12 protein-coding genes and 1 tRNA gene are annotated in these 11,928 nt (G+C 57.1%); 8 read left to right on the top strand and 5 right to left on the bottom strand.

Translation table 11 applies throughout. From position 1 onward, the window contains the following. Positions 1 to 170 precede the first annotated feature (170 nt). Together ACHZCJ_RS03835 and folE are read left to right on the top strand one after the other, a co-directional pair. Positions 171 to 247, top strand: a tRNA-Arg gene (locus ACHZCJ_RS03835). A 117-nt stretch (positions 248 to 364) separates the two neighbouring features. Continuing rightward, complete coding sequence (folE, locus tag ACHZCJ_RS03830) at positions 365 to 985, top strand: GTP cyclohydrolase I FolE (RefSeq protein WP_236553821.1); 621 nt, start codon at positions 365 to 367, stop codon at positions 983 to 985. A gap of 197 nt (positions 986 to 1,182) precedes the next feature. Here folE and rplI read toward each other — a convergent pair whose 3' ends face one another. The 3 genes from rplI to rpsF are packed head-to-tail and all read right to left on the bottom strand — an operon-like array spanning position 1,183 to position 2,439. Continuing rightward, positions 1,183 to 1,821: a 50S ribosomal protein L9 gene (gene rplI, locus ACHZCJ_RS03825; RefSeq protein WP_159642289.1), complete on the bottom strand. Its 639-nt coding sequence runs from the start codon at positions 1,819 to 1,821 to the stop codon at positions 1,183 to 1,185. Between the two features lie 10 nt (positions 1,822 to 1,831). Then, positions 1,832 to 2,056: a 30S ribosomal protein S18 gene (rpsR, locus tag ACHZCJ_RS03820; RefSeq protein WP_089132498.1), complete on the bottom strand. Its 225-nt coding sequence runs from the start codon at positions 2,054 to 2,056 to the stop codon at positions 1,832 to 1,834. Positions 2,057 to 2,076: 20 nt separating this feature from the next. Then, complete coding sequence (gene rpsF, locus ACHZCJ_RS03815; RefSeq protein WP_159642291.1) at positions 2,077 to 2,439, bottom strand: 30S ribosomal protein S6; 363 nt, start codon at positions 2,437 to 2,439, stop codon at positions 2,077 to 2,079. Between the two features lie 359 nt (positions 2,440 to 2,798). Between rpsF and ACHZCJ_RS03810 the strand changes: the two genes are divergently transcribed. Beyond that, the gene (locus ACHZCJ_RS03810) at positions 2,799 to 5,048 is read left to right on the top strand and encodes an EAL domain-containing protein (RefSeq protein WP_321324027.1); all 2,250 of its coding nucleotides are present in this window, start codon (positions 2,799 to 2,801) and stop codon (positions 5,046 to 5,048) included. A gap of 45 nt (positions 5,049 to 5,093) precedes the next feature. On the opposite strand, the gene ACHZCJ_RS03805 is transcribed toward ACHZCJ_RS03810, so the two are convergent. Together ACHZCJ_RS03805 and ACHZCJ_RS03800 are read right to left on the bottom strand one after the other, a co-directional pair. After that, positions 5,094 to 6,371, bottom strand: coding sequence for an acyl-CoA dehydrogenase family protein (locus ACHZCJ_RS03805; RefSeq protein ID WP_321324025.1), 1,278 nt, complete (start codon positions 6,369 to 6,371; stop codon positions 5,094 to 5,096). Further along, entirely contained in the window at positions 6,368 to 7,693 is a 1,326-nt protein-coding gene (locus tag ACHZCJ_RS03800) for a phosphotransferase family protein (RefSeq protein WP_321324023.1), read from the bottom strand. Before ACHZCJ_RS03800 ends, ACHZCJ_RS03805 begins: the two co-directional genes overlap by 4 nt. 200 nt (positions 7,694 to 7,893) lie before the next feature. Here ACHZCJ_RS03800 and fabD point away from each other — a divergent pair, with 200 nt between their 5' ends. The 5 genes from fabD to fabF all read left to right on the top strand — a co-directional run bounded on the left by fabD (position 7,894) and on the right by fabF (position 11,928). Then, complete coding sequence (gene fabD / locus ACHZCJ_RS03795) at positions 7,894 to 8,829, top strand: ACP S-malonyltransferase (protein WP_321324021.1); 936 nt, start codon at positions 7,894 to 7,896, stop codon at positions 8,827 to 8,829. A 43-nt stretch (positions 8,830 to 8,872) separates the two neighbouring features. Continuing rightward, entirely contained in the window at positions 8,873 to 9,616 is a 744-nt protein-coding gene (gene fabG, locus ACHZCJ_RS03790; protein WP_159642301.1) for a 3-oxoacyl-[acyl-carrier-protein] reductase, read from the top strand. A 12-nt stretch (positions 9,617 to 9,628) separates the two neighbouring features. Further along, positions 9,629 to 10,165, top strand: a complete 537-nt coding sequence (locus ACHZCJ_RS03785) for a hypothetical protein (protein WP_159642303.1) — start codon at positions 9,629 to 9,631, stop codon at positions 10,163 to 10,165. Positions 10,166 to 10,263: 98 nt separating this feature from the next. Next, positions 10,264 to 10,500: an acyl carrier protein gene (locus ACHZCJ_RS03780; RefSeq protein ID WP_089132491.1), complete on the top strand. Its 237-nt coding sequence runs from the start codon at positions 10,264 to 10,266 to the stop codon at positions 10,498 to 10,500. 171 nt (positions 10,501 to 10,671) lie between these two features. Beyond that, positions 10,672 to 11,928, top strand: coding sequence for a beta-ketoacyl-ACP synthase II (gene fabF, locus ACHZCJ_RS03775; protein ID WP_321324014.1), 1,257 nt, complete (start codon positions 10,672 to 10,674; stop codon positions 11,926 to 11,928).

Genomic DNA, 11,928 nt, shown 5'->3' with positions numbered 1-11,928 from the left:
CCGCCCCGCAGGCTTTGCGGGGCGGCGACCGGCCGGCTATGACCATCGGGCAGCCGGCTCTGCAACCGGCGCGGGCCATTGCCGGTCACGGAATGAAAAGATAGTTGGGCAGAAGGGCAATTTATGGGTTGCCAGCAGGGAGTTCAGCCCCTATCTGCACCATCTGGTTAGCGCCCATAGCTCAGCTGGATAGAGTACTTGACTACGAATCAAGGGGTCGGGAGTTCGAATCTTCCTGGGCGCGCCACTTTCCCTCTTTTACGAATGATCCTCTTTTATCAATGGATGCCCCTGGGTGCACTTGCACCGGGGCTTGAGCTCGCCTAGTTTATTGGCAAGTGATTGATAAAACGAAGGACCTCCATTGGCCGACCATTCCCTTTCTATCGAAGACGCGCTCGCCGCGCGCGAAGCCCAGAAAATACCGGTACCCGAAGAGGTTCAGGAAGCGGTGCGGACATTGTTGCGCTGGTCCGGCGAGGATCCGGAACGCGAAGGACTGGTCGACACGCCCAAGCGCGTGGCGCGGGCCTGGAAGGAATATTGCGAGGGCTATGCCGAAAACCCGGCGATGCATCTGGCGCGCACCTTCGAGGAAGTCGGTGGCTATGACGAGCTGGTGCTGCTCAAGGACATCCCGTTCCACTCCCATTGCGAACATCATATGGCCCCGATCATCGGCAAGGCCAGCATCGCCTATATGCCGACCGACAAGGTCGTCGGCATATCCAAGCTCGCCCGCGTGCTGCACGGTTTTGCCCGGCGGCTGCAGGTGCAGGAACGGCTGACCGCGGAAGTCGCCGAATGTATCTGGGAAAATCTCAAGCCCGATGGCGTTGCGGTGGTGATTGAAGCAAGCCACAGCTGCATGACGGCACGCGGCGTTCGCACACCGGGCGTTTCGATGACCACCAGCCGCCTGCTCGGCTGTTTTCTGGAGGATGCGCGGAGCCGCGAGGAAGTCATGAGCCTGATGGGCTATTGAGCTGACGGTCGATCACAAGTCCTGTCGTCAGCCGCTTCCGGCCGGATATAAGATCAGGCTGACTGGGTAATCCGAATTTTTCCAAAGTGCCGGGAGAGCTGGCTGGTGCGTCCCGCTGGCAAAGAAAAAGCCCGGATCCGGTAACCATCTTGCGATGGTTGCCGGATCCGGGCTTTCCCGATCTGCTTCTGAAAAAACTATTCCTTGGTTTCGGAATCGTCCTGTTCGGCCGTTTCTTCTGATTCAGCAGCGGCTTCGGTATCGCCTTCAGCAGCTTCTTCGCCGTCATCTTCGCTATCGGGCGAAAGCGCGGCAGCCGCCAGTTCAGCCTGCTCTTCTTCAAACATCTGCGCGATCACGTCGATGCCGTCTTTCTGAAGATCGGCTTCGTCGTCAGAGCGGGCGACATTGGCCTGGATCGTGACATTGACTTCCGGGTGGAGACGAATGCGGACATCGAAAACACCGAGCGTCTTGATCGGTTTTTCAAGAATGACCATGCTTTTCTCGACCGGAGCGCCATCGGCGTTCAGGGCTTCGACAATGTCACGGACCGATACCGAACCGTAAAGCTGTCCGCTGGCGGACGATGCGCGGATCAGAACAATCTGCTTGCCGTCAATGCCGCCGGAGGCCGCTTCGGCTTCCTTGCGCTTTGCTTCATTGTCCGCTTCAATCTGCTGGCGATTGGCTTCGAAAACCTTCTTGTTGGCTTCGTTGGCGCGCAATGCCTTTTTGTTGGGCAGCAGAAAATTACGGGCATAACCGTTTTTCACGGTGACGACGTCACCGATGGTGCCGAGATTTTCGACTCGTTCGAGCAAAATAATATCCATTGTTTCGCTCCTATTTCACGAGGTAGGGCAGGAGGCCGAGATGGCGAGCGCGTTTGATGGCTTTGGAAAGCTCGCGCTGCTTCTTGGCGGATACTGCGGTGATACGACTTGGTACGATCTTGCCGCGTTCGGAAATGAATCCCTGCAGCGTCTTCACGTCTTTATAGTCGATGGGCTTTGCGTTTTTGCCGGAAAAGGGGCAGCTTTTGCGGCGACGGAAAAATGGACGTCCCATGGTTTAACTCCTTCTCTGGCTTAATTGCTGTCGCGGCGCGGTTTGCGTTCGCGGTCGCGCTCGGGTTTGCGCATCATCACGGACGGGCCTTCTTCATGCTCGTCAACGCGGATGGTCAGGAAACGGATGACATCTTCGTTGATCCGGGTCTGGCGTTCCAGTTCCAGGACAACATTGCCTGGCGCATCCAGCCGCAGCATCACATAATGCGCTTTGCGATTCTTCTGGATCTTGTAGGCGAGCGTACGCAGGCCCCAGGTCTCGGTCAGAACGACCTTGCCTTCATTCGATTCAACAATTTTGGTGGCTTCCTGCGCAAGGGCATCAACCTGAGACTGGCTCAGATCCTGCCGCGCGAGGAAGACATGCTCATACATTGGCATGCAGTCATTCCTTCATTTACCGCCGATCGCTGACGCCGCACCATGCAGACACGCCCCTCCGGCTTTCTTCATTTTCCACTGATCAGGGCAGGCCCGATCAGGCGGAAGCGGCGCCTATGACGGAATTGGCGGGTGATTGCAAGAGTGGTTTTGCGGTAAACAGGCAGCGGGAAATCACTTTCTGATATATTCAGGGAATGTCGCCTTCGTCATCCTTGCCGCCACCATCCATCCGCCAGCAGGCTTGTTTCCGTTCTGATGCCCGTCCGGAAATTCAGCATTTCTCGATCGTTTACCAATCTGCAACACCTCGAGCCTATTTTTAATTGTTGTTTTGATTAAGCGAGAAGAAATTACGAATGGGACTCGAGACATCCATTGGCAATGAAGAACTGGCAGTGCCTCCCTTGCGCTCGGGTTCCCGGGGCTTCCTTGGCAAAATCGGATCCCGGATCGGCGCCCAGACGCCGGTCGTTTCCGGCAATATAAAAGCAACCGACGCTCTCCTTCTGCTGCAAAATTTTGAACAGACCGGGAAAGGCTGGTTCTGGTCGACAGATGCTGCGGGGAATCTCACTTATATCTCGGAGTTCATCGCCGAGCTGTTTGGTAGCAAATCGAAAGATCTGCTCGGAAAGCCTTTTGCATCACTCTTTCTCAAGCCGGTCAGCAACGATGCTGGTTCGAGATCCCTGTCTTTCATGTTCACCAAGAAAATGCAGTTCAGCGGTTTTGAAGTAGAGACCGATGGCTCTGCCGAAGCGCGCTGGTTATCGATTTCCGGCAGACCCCATGTTGACAAATCGGGGAATTTTCAAGGATTCTATGGCAGCGGCAACGATATAACCGAGCAACGCAAGGCGTCGGAAGATTCATCGCGTCTGGCGACGTTCGATTCCCTGACCGGCCTGCCGAACCGTGCCAGCATGGTGAAGAAACTTGAATCCACGCTCGCAGCCTTCCGGATACAGAAACGGACCTGTGCGGTGATGTTGGTCGATCTGGACCGGTTCAAGCAGATCAACGATACATTGGGCCATCCGGCAGGTGACGCCCTGCTGAAACAGGTGGCAGAACGGCTTCTCAAAATCGTCGAGGAGAAAGGCGAAGTTTATCGTCTGGGTGGTGACGAATTCCAGGTCATGTTGCCTGACTGCGATGACCGCGGAATTCTTGGTGAACTTGCCAGAAAGATTATAGACAGTCTTTCCCAACCCTATTCGGTGGATGGCCGCCGCTGTATTATCGGTGCATCCATAGGGGTCTCGGTTGCACCGTTCGACGGATTGTCGAGCGATGATATCGTCAAAAGCGCAGATCTTGCGCTCTACGAAGCGAAAGGCAATGGCCGCGGCCGCTTCCGTTTCTATTCCAAAGACCTGCAACAGTCTGCCGAAGACCGACGCGTGCTGGAAGAGGATTTACGGGATGCCGTGGCCAAGGATGAACTCGGGCTCGCCTATCAGCCTATCGTCAACACCAAGACCAATGTCGTCGAGGGTTTCGAAGCCCTGATGCGCTGGAACCACCCGGAACGCGGCCAGATCCCTCCGGCGTTGTTCATTCCGATTGCCGAAGAAGCCAATCTCATCGCGCAATTGGGCGAATGGGCTCTGCACAAGGCTTGTGCAGACGCGGCCAAATGGCCCGGAAAAACGAGAGTGGCAGTAAATGTTTCGGCAATCCAGTTTGCCGATCAGGATTTTCCGACCATAGTCGATAAAGCGCTGCGCACGTCCGGCCTTTCACCGGAACGGCTCGAGCTGGAATTGACCGAAGGCGTTTTTCTGGCCGAAAGCAACGAAACCAGCGCGATGTTCGATGCCCTCAAGCGCAGGCAGGTACGGCTTGTGCTGGATGATTTCGGAACGGGCTATTCGTCATTGAGCTATTTGCAGACGGCCCCGTTCGACAAAATCAAGATCGACCAGAGTTTCGTCCGTGGTGCCACGGAACCGGGATCGCGCAACGGGGCAATTATTGCCGCTATCGTCGCGCTGGCGGATGCTCTCGGCATGGAAACGACAGCCGAGGGGATAGAAACGCTCGACGAATTCGAATTGATCAGCGAGCTGAAGGTCAGTCACGTCCAGGGGCATGTCTACAGCAGTGCGGTCAACAACGAGATGCTGGTCGAAAATCTGGAGGGTGAAAGCTGGACGATCGAACCCTCCGGCCCGCGCCATCATCGCAATGAACGGCTGTCCATGTATCGCAAGGTGCGGATGATCCACGAGAACCATGTCTATTCGATTGTCGTGCGCAATCTGTCGGTTACCGGTGCGTTGGTGGAAGGTCTGTATAATGTGCCGGTCGGGACAAAGTTCGTAATCGACTTTGGTGACGGCCAGTTGGCGGTGGCTACCGTTTGCCGGTCGAGCGGCAATCAGCAGGGTATTGAATTCGAAACCCGACTGGTCAGCGATGGCAACGGCGGTCTGTGCACTAGCCGCCGCGTGTCACCCTATCTGATCGCCGAGGCCGGACTGGAAGTTCCGAACATGCCTGCCGGATATGTCCCGACGACGAAAATCGACCGGGATTCGCTTTCGGTCCCCGCATTCAGCACCGTTGCCGACTGGACCGCGACCAGGACCAAGCCCAAATAGCAGGCGTCTCCGGCGCAATGGTTGAACGGACGCTAGCGGCGGACGCTATTTCTTCCTGTTCAAAAAACCGAACATGTCGCCGCCGATCTTGCGCATCTGGATTTCCTCCGCACCTTCGGTGATCCGGTAGCGGCGGTGGTGACGGTAGATATGTTCAAACGGCTTGTGGCGGGAATAGCCCATGCCGCCATGAACCTGCATCGCCCGGTCGGCAGCATCGCAGACCAGCCGGTTCGCCCGGTAATTGCACATGCTGACCTGGGCGGAGAGATATTTGGCGACATCGGTTTTCGGCATCGTGTCCATCTTGGCCGCTGTCGCGTAGATGAGCTGGCGTAACATGGCCGCTTCGGTGTGCAGTTCCACGAGCGGAAACTGGATCCCCTGATTGACCGCCAATGGCTTGCCGAACGGCTTGCGTTCACCGGCATATTTCACCGATTCATCAATGCAATATTGTGCTGCACCCAGAGATGATGCTGCCTGACGAATCCGGTTCTCATGGACGAAATGCTGGGCGCAGGCGAGGCCCGTGTCGAGATCGCCAAGCACCGCATCGGCGGGAATCCAGACATTGGTGTAGGAACATTTCGGGTGATCGGTGGGCATGTTGAACGTCCACATATATTCACCGACTTCAAAGCCTTCGGCATCCACCGGCACGATGAAGCAACCGATCCCCTTCGCATCGCCATCCTTGCCGCTGTGCCGGGCGAAGGTCATCACATGCGAGACCTTGTGCAGACCGGTGGTCCACATCTTGTTGCCGTTGATCAGCCAGCCGTCCACCCCGTCACGGGTTTCCCGGACGGCGGTCGTGTCCATCCATGTGGCATCGGAGCCGTGATGTTCCTCGGTCAGGCCGAAGCACCAGCCCATTTTCCCGGCCAGCATCTGGGGGATATATTCCTGTTTCTGCTGCTCGGTGCCAAAGTCACGCAGCATGAGTGGCAGGACCAGATTGCCGACAATCGAATTTTCATTCTGCAGGTCGTTGTGCAGGCCAAGTCCCTTATGCGCCAGATGCTCGCGGATCCGCGCCATGCCCAGGTTGGTGCCGTCCTGACCTCCGAATTCCTTCGGCAATGCATAGCGATAATGGCCGGCCGCATCGGCGATCTGCCGCATTTCCGTGAGCAACTCTTCCCATTCCTCGGTCGGCAAGCCCTGATTTTCCCAATCGGTCCGCGCATCCTCGCGCCGGTGATCGAAGAAGCGGATATTGTCGTCGCGCCGCTCCATCGGCTTTATCTCTGCTTCGATAAACGCATCAAGCACGCCGAGATAATCTTCAATGTCCTGCGGGATTTCGAAAGCAGTCATGATGAGCTCCATTTGCTGAGCGCGACCGTCAGGCCGGCATATTTAGGTTGGTCGATTGACAGGCGTTCCAGCGCAGACAGCCGCAGATGATCCCAGACGGCTGGTGTCGTAATTCCGATGTCTCCGTTTGAAAGCCCGCTGCAAAGCTGTCCATGATCATAACCGATAGCGGCCAGACGCGCGCTTGCGGCATCCCGGAAATCCGGTCCCCATTCGGCCTGTCGTCTGGCGATGCCGAGGGCATTGCCGGCGACGCGCGACTGGAACTTGTCATGTCCCTGGAGGCCGGGCTGGACATGCCGGGCGTTCCATTCCCCGAGCGCTGTCAGCAATTCTCCATAGCCGGTTTCGCCGGTTTCAGCTTTTTCTTCGGGCACCGCCCAGTCGAGCGGGGTGCAGACATCGGCGGGCAGGATCTCCTCGAACAACAGGGCAAGATCAATCTCGACTTCGGATACCCGGCGGCCAATCACGGTCCGTTCCAGAGAACGGTCGCCATGGCTGCGCCAGATCTGTCCCATCACCAGACAGGTGACGCCCCACCACATTGTGGAATAGATGAGCCAGAAGCGGAAACGATCCGGGTCCACTTCGGTGCCACTGGCTTCCGCATAGGCTTGTAGCAGGGATTCAGCGCTGTCGAAGCCGCCCGCCACTTTCTCATATTGACCAAAACGCCAGCTCGGTGTGCACAGATAGGCGAGATCCTGCACCGGATCACCGATCCGGGCGAGCTCCCAGTCGAGTACTGCAGACACACCCTGATGATCGATCATCAGATTGCCCATGCGGAAATCGCCGTGCACGAGATATTTGTCGCTGGCATCCGGCGCGTTCCGGTTCAGCCAATGGAAAGTATATTCGTAAATCGGAATATTGCCGCCGATCTCGTCATATTTGTCTTTCTGCAGGCGGATCAGTTCGGCTGGCGAAAAATATTCCAGCGAGTCCGCGAACGGTTGCACCGGTATCCGGTGAATGGCCGCCAGTTCCCGCGCGCATTGCCGGGTCAACTTGCTCTCGGCTTCGGCGAAGTCGGGATTACCCAATATCTTGTGCGGCAGCGTTTCGCCTTCCGCCTTGGTCATGATAAAGCCTTCGCCTATATCATCTTCCGGGCTCAGCCGGCCGCGCACCTCCGGAGCGGTCACGCCTGCGGTCCGGGCCAGCTCGATAATATCGGCCTGCATTTCGAGCGGAACACCGCGCAAATCGTCATCATCGGCAGAAAGACCGGCGGGCAGGCGTCGCAGGACAAATTCCTCTCCGCTATAAGTGAAGGCCCAGCTTTCCATGCTGGCCCCGCCGGATAATCGTCGCAAATGCTCTAATTTCCCGTCCGTGCCAAATGTTTTTGTGCAGTAATTTTCGAGCTTTGTCTGAAATGCCTCATCCGTCATAGGGATGGCTTAATCGATCAATTAAATTTGCGCAAATGATTTTAGCCGATGCGTGCGGCGCTTGCATGACCGGCCATTCGTGCCTAATTCCCCCAATCATATTTGAAAATCTGGGGGTCATCATGCGTGCATTCATTTTTCCGGGACAGGGCAGCCAGGCCGTCGGCATGGGCAAGGCGCTTGCCGAGGCGAGCAGCACCGCTCGCGAAGTGTTTGAGGAAGTCGATCATGCACTCGAGCAAAATCTGTTCAAGCTGATGTGCGACGGACCGATCGACGAACTGACCCTGACGGAAAATGCGCAACCGGCGATCATGGCCAATGCGGTCGCCACTTTGCGAGTGGCGGAGAAAGAGGGCGGAAAATCAATTGGAGAGATCTGCTCATATGTGGCGGGCCACAGCCTTGGCGAATATAGCGCGCTCTGTGCTGCCGGGGCGCTGGACCTGACGACGACCGCGGAACTGCTGAAGCTGCGCGGCCAGTCGATGCAGAAAGCCGTGCCGGTGGGCGAGGGCGGTATGGCAGCCTTGCTCGGCGCCGATATCAAAAAGGCGTCTGCGCTGGCCAATGCCTCTTCCCAGGGTGAAATCTGCACCGTTGCCAACGATAATGATCCCACGCAGGTTGTGATTTCCGGCCATATCGGGGCTATCGAGCGGGCCATTGCTGCGGCCAAAGAGCACGGCATCAAACGCGGTATGCTGCTGCCTGTTTCCGCGCCCTTCCACTGTTCACTGATGGCGCCTGCCGCCGAGGCAATGGAAGAGGCGCTGGCAGAAGCCAGCATTTTTCCGCCGGTCGTGCCGGTATTTGCCAATGTTACGGCGGCTGCGGTGTCGGATGCGGATGAAATACGGGAGTTGCTGGTCCAGCAGGTGACCGGCGCGGTTCGCTGGCGGGAATCGGTCGACAATATGGCGGAAGCCGGAGTCGAGCAATTTGTCGAATTTGGTGGCAAGGTGCTGACCGGCATGGTCGGACGCATTGCGCCGGATGCCGAAAAGGTCAGCCTGGTCTCCATGGATGACATCGAGGCATTTCTGAAAAGTCTCTAGCCGCGATCAATGACCCGAATTTGTATTTTTGAAGGAATTAGCAATGTTTGACTTAAGCGGAAAGACCGCCTTGGTAACCGGTGCCTCCGGTGGAATCGGATCGGCGATTGCCAGATCGCTCGCCGAACGGGGCGCTACCGTTGCGCTTTCGGGCACCCGCAAGCTCGTGCTGATGGAAATGATCCCGGAATTGCCGGGGGAAGGCCATATTGTCATGCCGTGCGATCTTTCCAAGCCGGATGAAGTCGACGCGCTGATACCCGACACAGTGGCAAAGCTCGGCAAGCTCGACATATTGGTCAACAATGCCGGCATCACCCGCGACGGGCTGGTGATGCGCATGTCGGACGAGGATTTCGCCGACGTGATCCGGGTCAATCTGGAATCGGCTTTCCGCCTGATCCGCGCTGCAGCGCGGCCGATGATGAAGGCGCGTGGCGGCCGGATCATTTCGATCAGTTCGGTGGTCGGCGCGACCGGCAATCCCGGCCAGGCCAATTATGTCGCCTCGAAAGCCGGTCTGGTCGGCATGTCCAAGGCGCTAGCGCAGGAATTGGCTTCGCGCGGGATCACCGTCAATTGCGTGGCACCGGGGTTCATTGCGTCGCCAATGACCGATGAACTGACCGATGCCCAGAAAGACGAGATCAACCGCAAGATTCCGGCCGGAAAAATGGGCAGCGGCGAGGATATTGGTGCTGCTGTTGTCTATCTCGCCAGCGACGAAGCCGCCTATGTTACCGGCCAGACGCTGCACGTGAACGGCGGCATGGCGATGATCAGCTAGAGATTCATTCCGATGCTCTCCGGACTGCTGCTTCTGTCCATTGCGGTCATGCCACAGGAAGGCCGACCGACAGACGGTCTGTTGCGGATTGAAAATCTCGACTGTGTCAGCAGCAATATCCCGGCGGACAAGGCACAGATCTATTATGACATGACCCGGGACGGGCGGGAGCGGGACGCGTTTCTGGCCGCGGGCGAGGCGACTCGCCCTTGCCAGCAGGCGCATCAATGGACGGATCTGGAAACGCGCAATGCGTTCCGCGTTGCGCTGATGGACGGTTGGTTGTTACACGAGAATCTGATCGAGAAAATCCGGAATCTGGGTGACTTCATGCCGTTTCTCGACAAATTTTATACTGACAATGCCGCGCCGGACGGCCGCCACCTGCTGGAGGCAGCCTATCGTTCCGGAAAGGTCGACAGGGAGTTGACCGAAGCGGGATATCCCGAAGACCCTGAATTGCGCAGACTGGCACATGATTATTGGGAGTGGCGCGGGACTTTGCGAATGATCGAGGATGATTTTCGCAACGGCATTCTGGGGCGATAGGGTATCTGGCCGAACAAAGCTGTTCGTGCCCTCTTGCAAGGTGCGCGCCACCGCACTAGGACGAAATGGAAATTCAATCCTAACAAAAAGGACCTCTCATGAGTGAGACTGCAGACCGCGTAAAAAAGATTGTTGTTGAGCATCTGGGCGTTGAAGCCGACAAAGTGACCGAAGAAGCTGCGTTCATCGATGATCTGGGCGCTGACAGCCTCGACATTGTTGAGCTGGTCATGGCATTTGAAGAAGAATTCAGCGTTGAAATTCCTGATGATGCGGCTGAAAAAATCGGCACCGTCAAAGACGCCATCGATTTTATCGACAAAAACAAGGGCTAATTGATTTTGGGGTGTTGCCAGCAATACGGGCGCGCCTCAGGGCCAATGATCGCTGAAATATCGCAAAGCGGCTCACCGGCCCGGGACGAACATCCCGATTCGGTGGCCGTTTTTTGATTGTGAGCAGGATATTGATTTTGGGCAAAGAAAGCCCGCAAGGAGAGGCATGATATGCGCCGTGTAGTTGTAACCGGAATGGGCCTGGTAACGCCGCTGGGTGGCGATGTAGAAACGACCTGGAGCAATATATTGGCTTCCAAGTCGGGCGCCGGGAAGATTACCCGCTTTGATGCATCCGATCAGAAATGCCATATCGCCTGCGAGGTAAAGCCTGCGGATCATGAATATGGATTTGATCCCAATTTGCGCGTCGACCACAAGGTCCAGCGCCAGGTTGATCCATTCATCGTCTATGGCATCGATGCCGCCGGGCAGGCGCTCGAGGATGCCGGACTTACGGAGATGTCCGATGAAGCCAAATTGCGCGCCGGCTGTTCGATTGGCTCCGGTATCGGCGGACTGCCGGGCATTGAGAAAGAATCGCTGATTCTGGCCGAGCGCGGTCCGGGCCGGGTCAGCCCGCATTTCGTCCATGGACGGCTGATCAATCTGATTTCCGGTCAGGTGTCGATCAAATATGGCCTGATGGGTCCCAATCACGCCGTGGTTACAGCCTGCTCGACCGGTGCCCACAGCATCGGCGACGCGGCGCGGATGATCGCGCTGGACGATGCCGATGTCATGCTGGCCGGTGGCGCCGAAGCGACCATTTGTCCGATCGGCATTGCCGGCTTCGCGCAGGCCAAGGCGCTGTCAACCAAGCGTAACGATGACCCGACGGCTGCGTCCCGTCCCTATGACAAGGACCGCGACGGTTTCGTGATGGGTGAGGGCGCCGGTGTTGTCGTTCTGGAAGAATATGAACATGCCAGGGCTCGCGGCGCGAATATCTATTGCGAAGTGGTGGGCTATGGCATGTCCGGTGACGCCTATCATGTGACGGCACCGCATCCGGACGGAACCGGTGCCTATCGCTCGATGGAAATGGCGCTCAAGCGCTCGGGTCTGACGACCGCCGACATTGACTATGTCAATGCCCACGGTACCTCGACGATGGCGGACACGATCGAACTGGCGGCGGTAAAGCGTCTGTTCGGCGATGATCTCAAAACCATGTCGATGAGCTCGACGAAATCGGCAATCGGCCATCTTCTGGGCGGTGCCGGCGCTGTCGAAGGCATTTTCAGCATTCTCGCCCTGCGTGACCAGATCGTGCCGCCGACGCTCAATCTCGACGACCCGGACGAAGGGTGCGAAGGCGTGGACCTGGTGCCGCATGTTGCGAAAAAGCGGGAAGTGAAAGCCGTGCTGAGCAACAGTTTCGGCTTTGGCGGAACCAACGCCAGCATCATTATGAAAGCGGTCTAA

This window comes from uncultured Parasphingorhabdus sp. (genome assembly GCF_963677535.2).
GTDB lineage: Bacteria > Pseudomonadota > Alphaproteobacteria > Sphingomonadales > Sphingomonadaceae > Parasphingorhabdus.
This window is presented reverse-complemented; position numbering and strand designations above follow the sequence as displayed.